The organism is Pontibacillus sp. ABV4_188, assembly GCF_056311905.1.
The window spans coordinates 2,626,204-2,646,562 of the sequence record NZ_CM149975.1 but is presented as its reverse complement, the minus strand read 5'-3'; the positions used below and the strand labels follow the sequence as shown (position 1 = coordinate 2,646,562).

The 20,359-nt window shown below is 40.1% G+C and carries 16 protein-coding genes; 13 read left to right on the top strand and 3 right to left on the bottom strand.

Annotated elements, in window-relative coordinates; translation table 11 throughout:
- From ACYX4O_RS13640 to ACYX4O_RS13600, 9 genes are all read left to right on the top strand, one after another.
- Positions 1–885 carry a polyprenyl synthetase family protein gene (locus ACYX4O_RS13640; protein ID WP_476351608.1) on the top strand — a complete coding sequence of 295 codons (885 nt, stop codon included), beginning with the start codon at positions 1–3 and terminating at the stop codon, positions 883–885.
- Between the two features lie 703 nt (positions 886–1,588).
- Positions 1,589–2,185, top strand: a complete 597-nt coding sequence (locus ACYX4O_RS13635) for a hypothetical protein (protein WP_476351607.1) — start codon at positions 1,589–1,591, stop codon at positions 2,183–2,185.
- A 19-nt stretch (positions 2,186–2,204) separates the two neighbouring features.
- Positions 2,205–4,097: a 1-deoxy-D-xylulose-5-phosphate synthase gene (gene dxs / locus ACYX4O_RS13630; protein WP_476351606.1), complete on the top strand. Its 1,893-nt coding sequence runs from the start codon at positions 2,205–2,207 to the stop codon at positions 4,095–4,097.
- A gap of 4 nt (positions 4,098–4,101) precedes the next feature.
- Complete coding sequence (locus ACYX4O_RS13625; RefSeq protein WP_476351605.1) at positions 4,102–4,914, top strand: TlyA family RNA methyltransferase; 813 nt, start codon at positions 4,102–4,104, stop codon at positions 4,912–4,914.
- A gap of 133 nt (positions 4,915–5,047) precedes the next feature.
- Entirely contained in the window at positions 5,048–5,497 is a 450-nt protein-coding gene (gene ahrC, locus ACYX4O_RS13620) for a transcriptional regulator AhrC/ArgR (RefSeq protein ID WP_476351604.1), read from the top strand.
- Between the two features lie 29 nt (positions 5,498–5,526).
- On the top strand, positions 5,527–7,260 hold the full coding sequence (gene recN, locus ACYX4O_RS13615) for a DNA repair protein RecN (RefSeq protein WP_476351603.1): 1,734 nt from the start codon (positions 5,527–5,529) through the stop codon (positions 7,258–7,260).
- A gap of 197 nt (positions 7,261–7,457) precedes the next feature.
- The gene (gene spoIVB, locus ACYX4O_RS13610; RefSeq protein ID WP_476351602.1) at positions 7,458–8,783 is read left to right on the top strand and encodes a SpoIVB peptidase; all 1,326 of its coding nucleotides are present in this window, start codon (positions 7,458–7,460) and stop codon (positions 8,781–8,783) included.
- A 363-nt stretch (positions 8,784–9,146) separates the two neighbouring features.
- Positions 9,147–9,932 (top strand): sporulation transcription factor Spo0A, encoded by a 786-nt coding sequence (gene spo0A, locus ACYX4O_RS13605; RefSeq protein WP_188655292.1) that lies wholly within the window; start codon positions 9,147–9,149, stop codon positions 9,930–9,932.
- 375 nt (positions 9,933–10,307) lie between these two features.
- A complete protein-coding gene (locus ACYX4O_RS13600) occupies positions 10,308–11,663 on the top strand; it encodes an aspartate kinase (protein WP_476351601.1) in 1,356 nt (451 codons plus the stop codon).
- Positions 11,664–11,767: 104 nt separating this feature from the next.
- On the opposite strand, the gene ACYX4O_RS13595 is transcribed toward ACYX4O_RS13600, so the two are convergent.
- The 3 genes from ACYX4O_RS13595 to ACYX4O_RS13585 form a co-directional block, all read right to left on the bottom strand.
- Entirely contained in the window at positions 11,768–12,490 is a 723-nt protein-coding gene (locus ACYX4O_RS13595) for a 3'-5' exonuclease (RefSeq protein WP_476351600.1), read from the bottom strand.
- A 1-nt stretch (position 12,491) separates the two neighbouring features.
- A complete protein-coding gene (locus tag ACYX4O_RS13590; RefSeq protein WP_476351599.1) occupies positions 12,492–14,405 on the bottom strand; it encodes a DUF294 nucleotidyltransferase-like domain-containing protein in 1,914 nt (637 codons plus the stop codon).
- Between the two features lie 243 nt (positions 14,406–14,648).
- Entirely contained in the window at positions 14,649–14,882 is a 234-nt protein-coding gene (locus tag ACYX4O_RS13585) for a DUF2627 family protein (protein ID WP_476351598.1), read from the bottom strand.
- Between the two features lie 139 nt (positions 14,883–15,021).
- Here ACYX4O_RS13585 and ACYX4O_RS13580 point away from each other — a divergent pair, with 139 nt between their 5' ends.
- From ACYX4O_RS13580 to buk, 4 genes are all read left to right on the top strand, one after another.
- Entirely contained in the window at positions 15,022–17,100 is a 2,079-nt protein-coding gene (locus tag ACYX4O_RS13580; protein WP_476351597.1) for a sigma-54 interaction domain-containing protein, read from the top strand.
- Between the two features lie 110 nt (positions 17,101–17,210).
- Positions 17,211–18,116 (top strand): phosphate butyryltransferase, encoded by a 906-nt coding sequence (gene yqiS / locus ACYX4O_RS13575; RefSeq protein ID WP_476351596.1) that lies wholly within the window; start codon positions 17,211–17,213, stop codon positions 18,114–18,116.
- Positions 18,117–18,131: 15 nt separating this feature from the next.
- The gene (gene bcd, locus ACYX4O_RS13570; RefSeq protein ID WP_476351595.1) at positions 18,132–19,226 is read left to right on the top strand and encodes a branched-chain amino acid dehydrogenase; all 1,095 of its coding nucleotides are present in this window, start codon (positions 18,132–18,134) and stop codon (positions 19,224–19,226) included.
- An 11-nt stretch (positions 19,227–19,237) separates the two neighbouring features.
- Entirely contained in the window at positions 19,238–20,347 is a 1,110-nt protein-coding gene (gene buk / locus ACYX4O_RS13565) for a butyrate kinase (protein ID WP_476357141.1), read from the top strand.
- The last annotated feature ends 12 nt before the right edge of the window (positions 20,348–20,359 follow it).

Here is a 20,359-nt window from a genome sequence, read left to right as displayed (position 1 = left end):
GTGAACCAAACACTAGGATCCTTCTTAGAAGAAAAACGTTCGCTGTTGAACCAGCAAATGGAACAACAGATCTATTCTATGCAAATCCCTGAGACGTTAAGAGATTCCATAATGTACTCCATTGAAGCGGGCGGAAAGAGGATTCGACCTGTGTTATTATTAGCTGCGAATGAAGCATTTGGTGGAGACGAAAATCGAGCTATTGCTCCTGCTTGTGCGGTGGAGATGATCCATACGTATTCATTGATTCATGATGATCTACCAGCGATGGATGATGATGATGTAAGAAGAGGGAAGCCAACAAATCATGTTCAATTTGACGAAGCAACAGCTATTTTAGCTGGGGATGGTTTACTTACAGCAGCTTTTCATGTTGTGACATCTAACGACCACCTGACCGATCGTGAGAAAGTATTTCTAACCCGAGAACTCTCAAAAGCAAGTGGTGCTGAGGGGATGGTTGCAGGTCAAATGCTTGATATGGAGGCTGAGGGCCAGTCTCTTACTCTTGAAGGTCTTGAATCCATTCATAGACATAAAACGGGTGAGCTGATTCGCTTTTCAGCAGTAGCTGGTGCGTTTATTGGTGGTGCTGATTCTACTCAGTTACACCATATTGAATCTTATGCGAAATATATCGGGTTACTTTTCCAAGTTCAAGACGATATTTTAGATGTAGTCGGAGAAGAAGGTGAAATTGGGAAGCCTGTCGGTAGTGATGTATCCAATAATAAAAGTACATATCCTCAATTGCTAGGCCTAGAAGGTGCTATTGAGCATAAGAACCAATATGCTGAAAGAGCAAGAATGGCCTTGAAAGAGGCAGGCGTCGAAAGCACACTCTTGGAAGATCTTATTGACTTTATCAGTGATAGAAAGAATTAATTGTCAGCGCATGTGGATTGAGTGATTTTAGTGATTGTGATATATTAGTATTACAAACAGGATGGTGCAGTATTCTAGTCGGCCCTCCGTTCCTGAAGGCGGGCCTAAAAATCCGCCAAAGGGCACATCGATGAAGTTCCTTGTGTTGGCTTGAGGCGCCCAGCCTTGGGTCGATGCTGGGAGTTAAGGTTGCGGGGCGATCCACAATGGCATGTGGGCGTTGACCCTGCTTCCGCGGAGGCCCATATTTGTAGGAGGCTGTTCTCAAACGTCTGCTATGAAATGGGGTATGAACCTGTGAGATTGTTTTGGGAAGAACGGTCCACAGCGTAGCCTGCCTTGAGTGGCTCTGAGGGGATTATGGCTTTTGAGTGAGAGATAGATGGCCACTATTCGATCGCTTACCCGACCATATGAAATCAGCGCTGCAAAAGAGGCTAAGGAACGGCTAAAGGCTGCCGAGGAAATCTCCTAGACTGTTCCATGACACCTAAAAGGGATTATAGTGCGGACTAAGTGGCAATCCAGTCTAGTAATCGGTGACGGTGCTAAGGTGAGTTTAAAGGGGAACCGCCGATGTGGCAACACATGGTACTCGCTTGGGAAAACCTACTGGACCTAAGCCGCAGTTTTTATCTTTTAGGTGACCATCCTGATTTTCATACATATTTAATGAATGAATTAAAAATATAGAGGTTAATCCATGAAGACACAACTAAAAAATTCTTTAAAATTTAGCTTGGGGATCGCCGTTATCACTTTTGTGTTAGCGGCTATTTTTACAGTTATCTCTAATTATATATTAGATGACGTTTACTATCTGTTAGGGATCATTATCGTTTTCGTTATTGTATCAATTGGAGTATTCTTTGATATGCTAGGCATAGCGGCAACAGCTGCAGACGAAGTCCCTTTTCATGCAATGGCAGCTGAAAAAGTAAACGGTTCCAAAGAGGCGATTATGATTGTTCGAAATGCTGATCGGTTTGCTAGCTTTTGTAATGATGTAATTGGAGATATCGCTGGCGTTATAAGTGGTACAGCTGCAACAATGGTTGTTTTGCGTCTAACATTTATTCTCGGGCATTCCGAAGACTCAACTACCAATTTGGTTATCTCAGTGATTTTCACAAGCATTGTGGCGGCAGTGACAGTTGGAGGCAAGGCGCTCGGTAAATACTTTGCAATCCATGCTTCAACCGATATAATTTTCTTTGCAGCGCGGGTCATTTCACTTGTGGAAAGAAAATTAAACATTACCATTTTACCAAGAGGTAAAAAATCCTCTAGAAAATCATGATGAAGGCGAGTGATCCCGAATGGATCTTAATACTATCAAGGACCCATCCTTCTTAAAAGAATATTCTAATGAAGACCTGGAAAAATTAGCGGCTTCAGTCCGCAATTTTCTTATTGAGAAACTATCTGTTACCGGTGGCCATTTAGGAGCGAATTTAGGTGTAGTAGAGCTTACCCTTGCTCTGCATAAACTGTATGATAGCCCTAAAGATAAAATCCTATTTGACGTTGGTCATCAGTCTTATATTCATAAAATTCTTACAGGTCGCACAGACCAATTTGATACATTACGTCAATATCAAGGGTTATGCGGTTTTCCAAAACGATGTGAAAGTGAGCATGATGTTTGGGAAACAGGACATAGCTCTACTTCTCTTTCGGCGGCAATGGGGATGGCTATTGCCCGTGATTTAAAAGGTGAAGACCACTCTATTCTCCCAATTATCGGAGACGGTGCATTAACTGGTGGTATGGCTCTTGAAGCTTTAAATCATATCGGTGATGAGAAGAAAAATGTTACGGTTATTCTAAATGATAATGAAATGTCTATTGCTCAAAATGTGGGTGCGCTTCACAATGTACTTGGCCGTATGAGAAGTGCGAGTAAATATCACTGGGTGAAAGATGAATTAGAGTGGGTACTGAAACGAATTCCAGCAGTGGGCGGTAGGCTTGCTAACGCTGCGGAACGCTTAAAAGATAGCATGAAATACTTTATGCTACCTGGAATGTTCTTTGAAGAACTTGGATTTACTTATTATGGACCAGTTGATGGCCATAACTTCGAGGATCTGATGGAGAATTTACAGTATGCTAAGAAGACAGATGGCCCTGTAATTGTCCATGTGATGACCCAAAAAGGTAAAGGGTATCATCCTGCTGAGAATGACCAGAAGGACAAGTGGCATGGTGTTGGACCATATAAAATCGAATCAGGTGAAAAGATTAAACCCACAGATGCTCCTCCGGCATGGAGTGAAGTCATTAGTGAGACTCTTCGCAAAAAAGCTCGTACAGATAACCGTATAGCAGCCATTACCCCAGCGATGATTCTTGGTTCTAAATTAGAGAAATTCGGGGAAGAGTTCCCTGATCGTTTATTTGATGTTGGGATTGCAGAACAACACGCTACCACTGTTTCAGCTGGTTTAGCTACACAAGGGATGAAACCGTTTCTTGCAATATACTCTACGTTCATGCAGCGTGGTTATGATCAATTAGTACATGATGTTTGTCGCCAGAACTTAAATGTAACGTTTGGCATAGACCGTGCTGGGTTAGTTGGGGCGGATGGTGAGACACACCAGGGAGTGTTTGACATTGCCTTTTTACGTCACCTTCCAAATATGACGATTATGATGCCAAAAGATGAAAATGAAGGTCAACATATGGTTAACACAGCTTTTGAATATGATGATGGACCTATCGCTCTCCGTTACCCTAGAGGAAATGGACTCGGAGTGAAAATGGACGAGCAGCTCGAGACACTCCCGATTGGATCATGGGAAGTTCTGCAAGAAGGTACAGATGCTGCCATCCTTACATTTGGAACAACAATTCCTATGGCTTTAAAAGCAAGTGAAGAACTAAAGAAACAAGGTGTTTCTGTTAAGGTTGTAAATGCTCGGTTTATTAAACCAATGGATGAAGCGATGCTGCATGATTTGATGAAACAATCGATGCCACTTCTAACTATTGAAGAAGCTGTTTTAAAAGGTGGCTTTGGCAGTGGTGTTCTAGAGTTTGCAGAGGAAGAACAATATTATAATCAGGTGATTCACCGTATGGGTGTACCGGATCGGTTCATTGAACACGGTAGCGTGAAAGAACTTTACAAAGAAATTGGCCTTACATCTGAAAATATTGTATCCACTATTAAAAAAATACTACCAGAACAAAAGCAAAGGGCTTGAAGCAATGAGCAAAAAAGTTAGACTTGATACACTTCTTGTAGAACGAGGTTTAGTTGAAACAAGAGAGAAAGCAAAACGAACAATTATGGCAGGGTTAGTATTTTCTGAAACGATAAAGTTGGATAAACCCGGAGTGAAAGTGGATGAGTCCATATCAATTCAGGTAAAAGGAAAAGCCATTCCTTATGTTAGTAGGGGTGGGCTTAAGCTAGAAAAGGCTTTGCAGAGTTTTGACCTTACTGTAAAGAATAAAATCCTTATCGATATTGGTTCCTCTACAGGCGGCTTTACGGATTGTGCTTTACAAAATGGAGCTACGCAAAGTTATGCAATTGATGTAGGGTATAATCAGTTGGCCTGGTCTTTGCGCAACGATGAACGGGTTACGGTAATGGAGCGCACGAACTTTCGCTACGTTACACAAGAGGACTTAACAAAGGGGATTCCAAACTTTGCCTCAATTGATGTATCGTTTATCTCACTTAAATTAATTTTACCTGTTCTTGGGACTTTAATTGAGAATGATGGAGATGTAGTGGCTCTCATCAAACCTCAGTTCGAGGCAGGTAGGGAGCAAGTTGGTAAAAAGGGCATCGTACGTGATCCGAAGGTTCATAAAATGGTACTCTCAGACATGTTACAGTTTTCAGCTGAAACAGGTTACATTGTAGAAGAAGTTACTTATTCTCCGATTACCGGAGGGGATGGTAATATTGAGTTTTTAGCTCATTTACGATGGAAGGGTAATAATGAGGGTATGATTCAACCGAATGTTGATGTAGAACAGATTGTACGTGAAGCCCACGATGCCCATTAATTTGTGAATAGATTAAACGAATGGGGCTACGTTTTGTGGCCCCATTTTTTAAAGGTTCTACCGGTGCGATAATGACGCTTATGAACTCAAGATTGATCCTACCTGAAACAGGGAAAGAAGAGAGGGAGATAGAATGAATAAGGGGCAACGACATATTAAGATCAGGGAACTAATTGCTGAGAATGATATTGAAACACAGGATGATCTCGTTGATCGTTTGAAGAGCTTAGGATATAACGTGACTCAAGCAACCGTATCAAGAGATATCAAAGAATTGCATTTAGTAAAAGTGCCTATGGTTGATGGACGTTACAAGTATAGCTTGCCTGCTGATCAGCGCTTTAATCCGTTGGAGAAATTAAAGAGGTTAATGATTGATGCGTTTGTGCGTATTGATACGGCAGGTCACTTTATAGTAATGAAGACCCTTCCAGGTAATGCGAATGCGGTAGGGGCACTCGTGGACAACTTGGATTGGGACGAGATTTTAGGTACGATTTGTGGAGATGATACATGTTTAATTATTTGCCGCTCGGAAGAAGACGCTAAACAGATTCGAGATCGCTTTCTTGATATGCTTTAATCATTTTGGAAAAGTTGAGGTGCTAGCTTGTGTTAGCTGAATTATCCATTAAAGATTTTGCTATAATTGATGAAGTTTCCGTTCAATTTAAAGAGGGTTTAACTGTTTTGACTGGAGAGACGGGAGCAGGAAAATCCATCATTATCGATGCTATCCAGTTGCTTACTGGTGGTCGTGGTTCAGCAGAATTTGTTCGTTATGGAACGAAGAAGGCAGAGATTGAGGGTCTGTTTTACGTTGATCATGATCGCCACCAAGCTTACCATAAAGCGGAAATATTTGGTGTAGATATAGCAGACGATGGAATGCTTGTATTAAATCGTACCATCAGTGCCAACGGGAAGAGCATCTGTCGTGTGAACGGGAAGCTTGTAACGCTGGCTATTTTGCGTGAATTTGGTCAAACCCTCATTGATATACATACACAACACGAGACCCAATCCCTCATGGATGTGGATCGACATATAGAATTGCTGGATTTATTCGATCGTAACGAAATAGGTCAAGCAAAATCCGACTACTTAGAATTATACAAAGAATTTGACGCTTTGAAAAAACGATATAAGGAATTAAGTGAAAACGAACAGGAAATGGCGCAGCGTCTTGATCTTTTAGAGTTTCAATACAATGAATTAGATCAGGCAAACTTAAAACCGGGGGAAGACGATGAGCTTGAAGAGCAACGTAATAAATTAATGAACCATGAGAAGATCTATAAGGGACTTCATGATGGATACAATGCTTTATATGGCGAACAAAAAGCAATGGATTGGTTGTCTCTTGCTTTATCCTCTCTTGAGAATGCCCGGGATTATGATGATGAAATTGCGAAAAAGGCTGAGGAGTTAGCTAATCACTATTACATGGTGGAAGAGTTAGCACATGGAGTGCGGAATCAGCTTGATGGTCTGGAATTTAGTGAAGAAGAGCTTGATTCAATAGAATCAAGGCTAAACGAAATTAACCGCCTTAAGAAAAAGTATGGCCAAAGTGTAAATGACATTTTAGAATACGTAGCTTCAGTAGAAGAGGAAATTGATCAAATTAAAAATAAGGATACCCACGTTTCTAAATTAGAACAATCTATCCATGAAAAGGCTGAAGACGTTGCTTTAGAAGCAAAACAACTACATGAAGTACGTAAAGAAGCTTCCATCCAGTTAACGAATGCGATTCATGAAGAATTGAAAGATCTACATCTAGAAAAAGCGGCTTTTGGAGTAGACTTTTCGAGCTCTGAAGGATCAGCACAAGACCCAGTTATAGATGGGAAATCAGTTAAAATTGGACCAAATGGATATGATCTTATCAAGTTTATGATTACGACTAACCCAGGAGAGCCATTGAAAGATATTCATAAGGTGGCCAGTGGTGGGGAGTTATCTCGTATTATGCTTGCTTTAAAGCGTATATTCTCAAAGCACCAGGGTGTCACGAGTGTGATCTTTGATGAAGTCGATACTGGAGTGAGTGGTCGTGTGGCGCAGTCGATAGCTGAAAAGATACATGGCATTTCAGCTGCATCACAAGTGTTATGCATTTCTCATTTGCCTCAAGTCGCAGCGATGGCCGATACCCATTTGTATATACGCAAAGAGGTTGAAAACGATCGGACAACGACTGTAGTAGAGGAATTAGATACACCAAATAAAGTAGAAGAACTGAGCCGCATGATTAGTGGGGCAGAAATGACGGAAACTACAAAAGATCATGCTACCGAGTTGCTCGATCTTGCTGACAAATTTAAAAAGCAACACGTATAAAACTGTCGATTCGGCAGTTTTTCTTTTTTGCATTTTCGTGAATAATAAACAAAACTTTTATACGTATAACTTAAGTCGATTTGTCAGATTCTATACCTATAACTGTAATGAAATAGAGGAAAGAATGCCTTGTTTTTCTCATGTTTGCAGGGTTTAAAACGGAGGCTAGAAGGCCACATTATAAGTACAGATATAAAATGATAAGCAATGGGTTGGGAGCAAGGAGAGTGAACTATTTGAAGGTAACTGAAGTTTTTCGCAAGACACTTGGTATCCTGCTCCTTGTCGCTATTGTTAGCGTACCGTTTTTCAAACCTGTTCAAACGTATTTTTCGATCCCCGATCAGGTGACTATCTTTAAGGATCAACACCCAGGAACCATTCCAACACTTGCATCAGCCGAAACAAAAATCAAAGCAGGCGATACTGTTGTTAGTCAAGATGGTAACGCGTTAATTGGCAATGAAGTCGGCGAGAGTTCCGTTCTTTATGAAGTGTCGGGACTCCCAATTAAGAAGGTAAATGTGAATGTTCTGGATGATTTCAAAGTGATCCCAGGTGGTCAGTCAATTGGTGTAAAATTGCATACACTTGGAGTTTTAATTGTAGGTCATCATTTAGTGGAGACTTCATCAGGTAAAGTTTCTCCCGGAGAAGATGCCAAAATAAAAGTAGGAGATATCTTACTTAAAATAAATGGTAAAGACATTAAGCAGATGAGCGATGTTGCTCCATTTGTAAAAAAAGCCGGAGAAGACAAAGAAGCGTTAAAACTAACGATGAAACGAAACGATGAGACATTCGAAACCAATTTGACACCTAAATATGATCATAAAGATTCTAAATACCGTATAGGTTTGTATATAAGGGATTCAGCTGCAGGAATAGGGACGATGACGTTTTACCATCCAGACTCGAAAAAATATGGCGCTTTAGGTCATGTGATTTCCGATATGGATACAAGAAAGCCAATCGAAATTCATGAAGGAACGATTGTACGCTCCAATGTTACCTCTATAGATAAAGGAAGTAATGGGGTACCAGGAGAAAAGCATGCACGATTCTCTGCTAAAGAAAACCGAATTGGCTCAATTACGAGGAATAGTCCCTTTGGGATATTTGGTGAATTAGACAAACAAGTCGACAATGGCTTGCGTGACAAACCGATGCCAATAGCTTTGTCCCATCAGGTGAAAGAAGGTCCAGCTAAAATCTTAACGGTTTTAGAAGGTGAAAAAGTAGAAGAATTTGATGTTGAAATTGTAAGTACAGTACCTCAGAAGTTTCCTGCGACAAAAGGGATGATTGTTAAAATTACGGATCCTAAGTTGCTTAAGGTTACAGGAGGAATTGTACAAGGGATGAGTGGCAGTCCTATTATTCAAGATGGAAAAGTGGTTGGAGCGGTAACCCATGTATTTGTAAACGATCCGACATCAGGTTACGGGGTGCATATTGAATGGATGCTCCACGAAGCCGGAATTGATATTTATAATTCGAAACCAAAACAAAAAGCGAGTTAAAGACAGGGAACGACTATATCCTGTCTTTTTTTTTGCGAAAAATGAGAGGGGTTTATGTACGATGACTTTTTAAAGAGTAGTCTTTTACTAGGTATTAAATAGAATTTTGTATACTTATTTCATATATCAGTAATCATTGCCATTTTAAGGGATGGTGTTATAATAAATATAAAGATAATTCGACAAACGAAACCGTCTCTGCTAACAATGTGGAACTTTATCGAATAGGGGAGTATATTGAAGGAAATTAAAGAATATCGAAAAAAGATTACATTTCTTATGAGAAAAAAAGGATATTTCCAACAAGTGTCGAAATTTTATTGTAGGAAAAGCGGGTGCAATAGAAATTAAGGAGGAAATTTCGTGGAAAAAATTAAAGTTTGCTTAGCTGATGACAACAGGGAACTATTGAATATGCTCGAAGACTATTTTGATGAACAGTCTGATATTGAGGTCATTGGTACAGCTTATAATGGCCAGGAATGTTTAGAGATGTTAGAGGATATGGATCCAGATGTTCTCATTTTAGATATTATTATGCCTCATGTTGATGGTTTAGCTGTTCTCCGCCGGATGAAAGAGTTAGGGAAACAGAAACTCCCTAATGTAATTATGCTAACAGCATTTGGTCAAGAAGAGACAACCAAAAAAGCCGTCGATTTAGGTGCTTCTTACTTTATCTTGAAACCATTTGATTTAGACAATCTTCGGGATCACATACGCCAAGTATACGGTTTAGCACCTAACTTTGAAAGTTCTGGCCGCTCCATGCGTGAAAGGAAGCCGGAGAAGAAGTTAAATCTTGACGCAAGTATTACGAATATTATTCATGAAATTGGTGTACCTGCTCACATCAAAGGATATATGTATCTACGCGAGGCTATCTCTATGGTATACAACGATATCGAATTGCTTGGGTCCATTACGAAAGTTCTTTACCCGGACATTGCGAAAAAGTACAATACGACAGCATCACGTGTTGAACGCGCAATTCGTCATGCCATTGAAGTTGCGTGGAGCCGTGGCAACATTGATTCCATTTCCTCCTTATTTGGCTATACGGTCTCCATGACAAAAGCAAAACCTACGAACTCCGAATTTATTGCGATGGTCGCTGATAAATTACGTTTAGAGCACATGGCAGTGTAAGTTTTAGTCTTTATTATAAATATATATGGTTAGAATGAAGCGTCTCTTCTCCTTTCGAGAAGAGCGTTTTTTTTGGTTTTTTGATGGTATGGATTTTTACGGTCAGGTAAGAAGTGGAGACGTTATGGAGCAACATGCACTCCTTAATGTTCGCTTTAACCCTTTATTGTATTATTGCGATAATAAATTAAAAAAATATGAAAATAATCTTACGTCTTTCTGGTATTCGTGATAAGATTAAAAATTATATAAAAAATTAAGCTCTGTTCACAAATATGTTTTTTGTAGGGTATCCTTGTAACTGTTACTTAAATAGTGATTTAATGCATAGAAGTGTTCACTAGAGCCAAAAAGAAAAAGAAGTGGTGAAGCGAAATGAAAGTAGCAAAATTTGGAGGTAGTTCTGTTTCAAGTGCAGAACAATTAAAAAAAGTAGCATCAATTATTACATCAGATCCACAACGAAAATGTATAGTTGTTTCAGCTCCAGGGAAACGCCATTCAGAAGATACAAAAGTCACTGATCTTCTAATTCAATTAGGTGAAAGAAGTTATCACGGTGATGAATATGAAACTGTTCTTTCTCTAGTCTTGGAGCGTTTCGGTGATATCTTATCAAACCTAAATTTATCTAAGGAATTGTTAACTGAGGTAGAAGACCAACTACGCTCAATTGTATCGGGGGAAACCGTATATACTCATCGAATGGATGCTTTAAAAGCAATGGGTGAGGATACCTTAGCGAAAGTACTTAGTCAATATTTAACATCATTAGGGTACAGCTCTTCTTATGTTCATCCGAAAGAAGCTGGTATTATTGTTAGTAATGAACCAGGCCGTGCTCAGGTATTAGATGAAAGTTATGAACGGTTGTATGAATTAAGGAAGCGTGACGAAATTTTAGTGATACCTGGTTTCTTTGGATATACAAAGGATGACCAACTTATGGCCTTTCCGCGAGGAGGGTCAGATATAACAGGGTCTATTGTTGCTGCAGGCGTAAAGGCTTCTTTATATGAGAACTTTACGGATGTGGATTCAGTGTATTGTGTGAACCCAACCATTGTTCCGAATCCAAAAGAAATTGTAGAATTAACCTATAAAGAAATGCGTGAACTTTCGTATGCTGGATTTTCTGTGTTTCACGATGAAGCTTTAATTCCGGCATTTAAAGCGCGTATACCGGTGAGTATAAAGAATACCAATTATCCTGATCGCAAAGGGACGATGATTTCTGCTGAACGCTCGACCGCTAAAGGGCAACCTGTGGTTGGAATTGCTAGTGATGAAGGGTTCTTAAGCTTATATGTAAGCAAGTATTTAATGAACCGTGAAAAAGGGTTCGGTCGTCACTTACTTCAAATTTTGGAAGAAGAGGACATTTCCTTTGAACATGCGCCTTCTGGAATAGACGATATGTCTGTCATTATGCGAAGTGACCAGTTAACTCCTGAGAAAGAAGCGGTTATCGTTAAGCGAATTGAAGAAGAACTGCGTGTAGATACAGTTACAATTGAACGGAATCTTGGGATGATCATGATTGTAGGGGAAGGCATGGATAGTACGATCGGTGTTTCAAGTAAGGCTGCACGCGCCTTCGCTTCAGCTTCTGTAAACATCGAAATGATTAACCAGGGGTCCTCAGAGGTATCAATGATGTTCGGTATAAAGGCTGACCGTCTTGAAGAAGCGGTTCGTTCCTTATATCAAGCTTTCTTTGAAGAGGATTAATTAGAGTTTGAAGAGTTTATAACAGAATAAAAATAGTAAAAGAGCTTGGGAATCCAAGCTCTTTTTATGATGAAGTAGAGTGTAGCATTTAAATACACCTATTATTAGCTTTGAATCCAATTGATAGCATCTTCAACAGTCTTAATACCAAAAGAGTCAATATCATTAAGAATATGTTGGAACAGTTCAGCCGTCATTATAGCATCGTTTAAGGCGTGATGTCGTTCAAGTTGTGTGATGCCAAAAGATGCAATCATTGAATCAAGTTGGTGTTTGTGATTTGGATACATTTTTTTCACCAATTTTTGAGCATCAATTGAGGGTGGTGTGTCTATTGGTAGCTTCCACCGTTTGAGTAACGTTTGCAAGAATTTCATATCAAAAGCCGCCGGATAGGCAACGAGAATTGTATCTTTACTAAATTCCATAAAATCATCATAAGCTTCGAGAAACGTATGACCTCCCTGGAGATCTTTGCGAGTCATGCCAGTAAGAGTAAGCGTTCGTTGGTGGACTGGTCGTATGGGCCGAACGTACTGATGGAATCGTTTGTAGGAAACGTGGCTAGTCCCTTGTATACGAATCGCTCCTATAGAAATGATTTCATGTCCTAACTCAGGAAGCAATCCAGTGGTTTCCAAGTCAAATATGGTAAAGGGAGCTTCTTGTATCGGCATCTTTAGTAAATCTTCGTTATGTTCTTGAATAGAAAGTTTTTCGTATAATTCGTGATATTGATTCGTATTTAAGTAAGGTCTGAGCTTAAATGCATACATGTGCCTCTCGAAAAAAATATATTTTAAAATCTCTAAGTCAATCGGTAGCACGTTAAACCACCCGATTTCGGTTGTAGCTTAGTTCAAGTACTTGCTGTAGACGTTTGGCGATAAGCAGAGATTCTCGCAATACTTTCTTTTCTTCTTTAGAAAGAGACATAACACTAATATCATTGTTAAGTGTTTCTTGAAGTTGTATTTGTTGTAAATTTCTTTTTAAGCGGAAACTAAGTAATCGATGCAAAGCAAGTTTTGCATTCTCTGTGTCTCTTGGGTGGAATCGTTCATGTTTACGAAGGGTATCCAATCGTTTAATCGTATTAACGTCATCAATACCATATTTTACTGTGTAAATCCTAACGGCATTCACGATCTGCATAATCGCACCCTTTTTTAAATTTAATACTTTAGACCGCCCTGTTCCATGTATGCGACCAAACGGCTGTACTGGAACACGGAAACGTAGGGTATCCTTCATAAGCAGTTGTTGTAACGTTAAAGAACGTTGGATTTTTTGTGTAACAAATTCTCTTAGGTTATAAGCTAAAGAGAAATCTCCAACAATAGGTCTGAAATCCATAAATATGGTGAAGTCCCTGATCTCTTCAGCGTCCATTTTCTCCAACCATTCTTGTATAGAAGTGTGCCATTGCTGTAATGATTTACGCCATTTTTTCTCTTTGGCCATAATGCCACCACTGCATAAAGGGAATCCGCACGTTTCTAGCATGTAATTCACTTTTTCAGTAAAGATCTTAAAGAAAGTATCGATTTCCTCCTTGTTCTCAAGGTGCTCGTAATCATCTAAAATCATTCCATTGTCTTGGTCGGTGCTGAAAGCCTGCTCTTTCCTTCCTTCACTTCCCATAACGATAAAACAATAGTTAATGGGAGGGGTGCCATACCCTTCCTCAACCATGGCTTCTTCAGCTAAGTGTAAGATTTGTTTATGCAATTCGTCATTATAACTCGAGATTAATTCGCATATATCATAAGCGAACATGTTGTCATCTAACAATTGAGCTACGAACTGCTGAAAGGCTCTATTATATCGAGGCGATAAACTTGTCAATTCTTCTAACGAATTTGCTTTACCGATTTGATAGCGTAAATCAAAATATATAGAGTTTTGCATCTTGAGAAATGATGTTTGCCGTAACAGACCAACGACTTTTTGTTTGTGTAGTACGGGTATAATCGCAGCGGGATTATGCTTTAAGTATGATAAAGCGTCATAAATAAAGTCTTGGTCATTAACAGCGTAAGGCTCTTCGTTTAGGTACTCTTCTATTCGTCCGTTGAAATCTTCCTGCAAATAGGCGAGGATTAAGTCTTGATAATTGAAAACGCCGATCAATTCTTGGTCATCCCCACAAACGATAAGCCCCCCAGCTTTCTCATCTTTCATCATTTTAACAGCTTCTGTGATGGATGCGTTGTGATGGATGGTAGTAGGGGTTTCTGAGTAGGACACAACGCGTTGCTTAAATAAGTCTCGGTCGTAGCTTGAGTCATCCAACTCGCTCGTTTTATATTTCACTTCATGGTATAAACTCTTCATTAGATTGCTTATGCCTTCTAGGACAATATTAGAGAAAGCCTGATTCTCAGACATAATTTCAACAAAGCGTTCTCGTTTAAAACGAATGGCTTTCGTTTCTTCGAGGGCCTGTACAGAAAATTTCATTTCTCCACTCGTTAACATCATCATAATCCCCACAAGATCTCCGGGGTAGTAATAGCGGATCGAAAGTTGTTTACCATTCGACCTATGTAAGATGTTTTTCGCTAGGCCGTTAAGAACAAAGTAGATATCACTTTCTTCCTCTTTTTCATCTTCGTGAAAAATAAATTGATTTTTCTTATATGAATTTACAGTAGCATCAGTAAACACACGGTCATATTGTGATTCTGTGAGCATTGTAAATGGATATTGTTGTTTAAATACTTCAACATATTTCTCCAATCTATTCCCTCCTTAATAAAATTTTCCCTCATTAGAGTATACCAAATTGTAAACAACTTGTAGAATATTACATAGAGTGTGAGGAAAGTTAACATGAATTCTTTGCATCAAAGATCACCAACGTGTAGAATAAATTCATCTCTTTTAGATGCACTGATTATTCCTTGGTGCGGGTGTGGTAAGTTCGTTTAAAAAAAGACCCCCAACAATTGGGTGGTCTTCTTAATGGGGTGTTATTGTTGTTTAAACTTTAAAGCGTCCTTTAGTCTTTCCGGATTTCTTGTCACGATAAAGAATGAATCCACCAATAAAGGCTAATCCTCCTAAAAATAAGAGGAGTCCGAATGCGAATTGAATCCACACCTGAAATAAAAGAGGTTGTACGATTCCGAACAAGCTATCACGCATGAGTTTGAACCCTAAAACAGCTAGTGCTCCAGGAGCAAATAAGATCACCATTGCCATAAATCGAGCCATTAGTTTGTCTCCCCTTTTTGCTCTTTCCAATTGTAGTATATCAGAGAATTTGAGGTCTTCCTAGCCTCCTTACGCTTGCTAAAAAGTGCAGATTCACCTAAGATAAAAGTATGCAAATAATTGCAAGGTGTGGATGCGGATGAAGAGAGTGTTAGTGGTAGGTGCTGGCAAAGGAGGGACTGCTCTGTTGACCCTCTTAGGCGGCACGGAAATGATGGAAATTGTTGCTGTTGTAGATACAGAAGAGCAGGCTCCTGGTATGCAATTAGCGAGGCGTGAGGGTATACCGACGGGAACAGATTGGAAAAGGCATTTGAATCAGGATGTGGATATTGTCATTGAAGCTACGGGCGATGAAGAGGTTTTTGAAGAGTTGCTTCAGGCGAGGTCGAAGAAAACGGTTGTAATCCCTGGTTCTGTTGCTTACATAACATCAGAACTGCTAGAAGAGAAGAACGAATTATTGTCAGAGCTTAAGAGGCAGACTCATAAGCAAGAACTCATTCTAAGTGCCATTCATGACGGTATGATTGTGATTGATCAATCGGAAGATGTGACATTTATGAACAGGAGTGCAGAGCGCATTCTAGGAACGACTAGAAAAGAAGCGATGGACAAGCCTATTCACGAAATAATTCCCACATCAAGGTTGTCCCATGTCTTGCGGGTTCGCCGTAAAGAAGTAAATCAAAAGCTTGAGCTCGAAAATGGACGTAAGATTATTACAACGAGAATCCCTATTATCGGGTCGAATCAAGAAGTTTTAGGTGCTTTCGCGGTATTTAATGATATTACAGAAGTTGTGGATTTGGCTGAGCAAGTTACGGATCTAAAAGAAGTTAAAACGATGTTGGAAGCTATTATACATTCTTCTGAAGAAGCGATTTCTGTGGTAGACGAAAATGGAATGGGGATTATGATTAACCCGGCTTACACGCGAATCACAGGGCTTACAGAAAAAGATATTGTAGGCAAGCCTGCAACGGCTGATATATCTGAGGGAGAAAGTATGCATATGCGTGTTCTTCAGACGAGGCGTGCCGTCCGTGGGGTGCGGATGAGTGTCGGACCTTCGAATAAAGAAGTTCTCGTAAATGTTGCTCCCGTGATTGTGGATGGAAAGTTAAAAGGTAGTGTAGGTATTCTTCATGACGTATCAGAAATCCGTTCATTAACAAGTGAACTTAAAAAAGCTCGGCAAATTATAAGAAGTCTTGAAGCTAAATATACCTTCGATGATATTATTGGAGATTCGCCAGAAATGACTCTTGCACTTGAGCAAGCGAAGGTAGGTGCTAAAACTCCTGCTACGGTCTTGTTGAGAGGGGAATCTGGTACAGGTAAAGAGTTGTTTGCTCATGCCATTCATAATGAAAGCAATCGTCGGCATAATAAATTTATTCGTGTGAATTGCGCCGCGATTGCAGAATCGATATTGGAAAGTGAATTGTTTGGTTACGAAGAGGGTGCTTTCTCAGGCGCTAAACGTGGTGGTAAACGCGGTTATTTCGAAGAAGCTAATCACGGGAGTATATTCTTGGATGAAATAGGCGAGTTGTCCTTGCCTATGCAGGCTAAGTTATTAAGGGTTCTCCAGGAGAATGAGATCGTCCGTGTTGGTGGGACGAAACCGATCTCTATTGATGTGCGAGTAATTGCGGCTACTAATGTAAAGATGGAGAAAGCCATTATGGATAAGAGTTTTAGGGAAGATTTATACTACCGCCTTAACCGATTGCCAATATTCATTCCCCCGCTTAGAGAAAGGAATGTTGATATCTCCTCTTTGGTTTACCATTTAATCCATAAGATTAACCAAGATTATGGCCGTAATGTTAATGATATTTCTGAAGAGGCCCTGCGTTATTTAGAACAATATAATTGGCCTGGAAATGTGCGGGAACTGGAGAATATTATCGGTAGAGCTATGATTTATATGAATATGAATGAAGAGGAAGTGAAGCTATCTCACTTGCCTGAGCTTTTTGAGCACCCTAAAAATCCTGTGCTGAAAGAAGAACCTTCAAAAGAATGGGAAGGGCAAACATTGCAGCAGTCGCTTGAAGATTACGAGAGAAAGGTTATAAGAGAGGCATTTCGGTCTTGTGAAGGAAATAAAACCAAGACAGCAAAAGCCTTAGGGGTCTCGATACGAAACTTGTATTATAAACTTGAAAAATATGGAATTGAAAAAACTAGCATGCAAGATTTTTCATAGTATGCAAAACACTGCATTGCTGATGTTGTCGAAAAAAGCGTTTTCAAAGCAATTAAGTTGGCATGGTTTTTGCATAAGTAGTAATGTGAGAGTGATGGGAAGGTGATTTTGTGAAATTGCAAGACATACTCAAAAAAGTTGATCGAAAATCAAAGAAAAGAGTAGCTGTCGCCCAGGCGGCTGACAAGGAAGTATTAACAGCAGTAAAACACGCTTTAGAACATGATCTTGCTAATTTTCTTCTTGTGGGTGATGAAAGCGAAATTCAACAAGTAGCAGAAATGGTTGGGCTAGACCTTTCTGATGAAAGAACAGACGTGAAGCACGTTCCGGAACAATCCCTAACCGCAACTGAAGCAGTTAAATCAGTGTCAGAGGGTTACTCTGATGTGGTTATGAAGGGGCAAATCGATACAAAAATGGTATTGAAAGCTGTCCTTAACAAAGAGTTTGGATTAAGAGATGGAAAGGTGTTATCTCACGTAGCGGTTTTTGAAGTGCCAAATCGTGACAGCTTTGTTCTTCTAACTGACTCAGGGATGAACATAACCCCAACACTAGAAGAGAAAGCTCAAATTATATCAAACTCTGTGAAAGTGGCCGAAGGGCTAGGTATTAAAATGCCAAAAGTAGCGCCACTTGCAGCTGTGGAAGTTGTGAATCCAACGATGCAAGCAACTATTGATGCTGCATCCTTAACTCAAATGCAAAAAAGAGGGCAAATTAAAGATTGTATAGTTGATGGACCTCTAGCTTTTGATAATGCCGTTTCATTTGAAGCGGCCAGTCAAAAAGGAATTCAATCCGATGTAGCGGGTCAAGCAGACATTTTACTCGTTCCTGCTATTGAGGTTGCGAATGCTTTGTATAAATCGTTTGTCTATTTTGCTGGAGCGAAAGTGGCTGGAGTTATTAGCGGTGCTAAAGCACCAATTGTTCTCACGTCACGTTCTGATACAGCTGAAAGTAAATTATATTCATTAGCGCTAGCACTATTAACTTCTGAAGAAAAATAGAGGGGGAAATGAACCATGGAAATTTTTAAATATATGAAAGAATACGATTACGAGCAACTAGTATTTTGCCAAGATGAAGCTTCAGGACTAAAAGCGATTATAGCTATTCACGATACAACACTTGGACCAGCCCTTGGTGGTACACGTATGTGGTCATATGATAGTGAAGAAGAAGCGATTGAAGATGCCCTTCGCTTAGCGAAAGGTATGACGTACAAAAGCGCTGCTGCAGGATTAGGCCTTGGTGGTGGTAAAGCGGTTATTATCGGAGACGCTAAAAAAGATAAAAATGAAGAAATGTTCCGTGCCTTTGGTCGTTATATTCAAGGGTTAAATGGCCGTTATATTACAGCAGAAGATGTCGGCACAACTGTCCATGATATGGATACAATCCATGAGGAAACAGATTATGTAACAGGGATCTCTCCTGCGTTTGGTTCTTCTGGTGACCCATCTCCTGTAACAGCTTACGGGATTTACCGTGGCATGCAAGCAGCTGCAATGGAAGCTTATGGTTCTCCATCTCTTGAAGGAAAAGTCATTGCTGTTCAAGGTGTTGGAAACGTATCTTATAACCTTTGTAAGCACCTGCACGAAGAAGGTGCACAGCTCATTGTAACGGATATAAACAAAGAATCAGTTGCTCGCGCAGTTGAAGATTTCGGAGCGAAAGCTGTAGAGCCAGATGAGATCTACAGTGTTGATTGTGACATTTACTCTCCTTGTGCGCTCGGGGCTACAATTAATGACGATACGATTCCTCAATTGAAAGCTAAAGTTATAGCAGGGGCAGCTAATAATCAGCTTAAAGAAGAGCGTCACGGAGATCAAATTCACGAAATGGGCATTGTGTATGCACCGGACTATGTCATTAATGCTGGTGGTGTAATCAACGTAGCAGATGAGCTGTACGGGTATAACCAAGAACGTGCTATGAAGAAAGTAGAAGGTCTCTACGACAATGTCATGGAAGTTTTCGATATTGCTCGTCGTGACAACATTCCAACATACAAAGCAGCTGACCGAATGGCTGAAGAGCGTATTGAAAAACGCCGTAGAACACAAAGTAAATTCTTACAGAACGGTCACAATATCTTAAGCCGCCGTTAATGAAACGAAGTATGGAGTGGAGGGGAAACATCTTGCAACAATCGTATCGCGTTCTAGTCATCAATCCAGGATCAACATCAACTAAAATCGGAGTATTTAACGATGACCAATGCATTTTCGAAGAAACGATTCGCCATACATCGGAAGAAACCTCTCAATTCCCACGCATCATCGATCAATTTGAATTTCGAAAAAAAACCATACTCGATGCCCTTCATCATGAGGGCATCAGTAGTTCAAAATTAGATGCTGTATGTGGAAGAGGAGGACTGCTTCGTCCTATTGAAGGGGGGACGTATGCAGTTAATGAAGAAATGTTAAATGATTTAAAAATGGGATATAACGGAGAGCATGCTTCAAATCTTGGTGGGATTATTGCTAATGAGATCGCTGAGAGCTTGAATATTCCTAGCTTTATTGTAGACCCGGTCGTAGTGGATGAAATGGAGGAAGTTGCACGAATCTCAGGAGTGCCTGAAATTCCTAGAAAGAGTATCTTTCATGCTTTAAACCAAAAAGCTGTGGCACGTCGAGTAGCAGATGAACTTGGTCAACCCTATGAGGAGCTTAATGTCATTGTGACTCATATGGGCGGAGGAATTACGATAGGTGCCCACCATCATGGTAAGGTTATTGATGTGAACAATGGTCTCCATGGAGATGGACCTTTTTCACCTGAACGAGCGGGCACCGTTCCAGCTGGTGATCTTGTATCCATGTGTTTCTCTGGAGAATATTATCGTGAAGAAGTGATGAAAAAACTAGTAGGGCAAGGTGGCATCATGGCATATCTGGAAACAAACGATGCTCGAGAAGTAGAGAAGCGTATTGAAGAAGGAGATGAAGAAGCTCGTCAAATCTTTGATGCAATGGCTTATCAGGTGGCAAAAGAGATCGGTTCAATGAGTGCCGTTTTAGGCGGTAAAGTTGATGCAATTGCCCTTACCGGAGGCCTCGCCTTTGGGAAATCATTTGTTTCTATGATTACTGAACGTGTAAACTGGATTGCTGACTGCTTAATCTATCCTGGGGAAAATGAATTGCAAGCTCTCAATGAAGGGACACTTCGTGTGTTACGCCAAGAAGAGCAACCGAAACACTATCCGAACCCAATCGGATGAAAGGGGAAATTT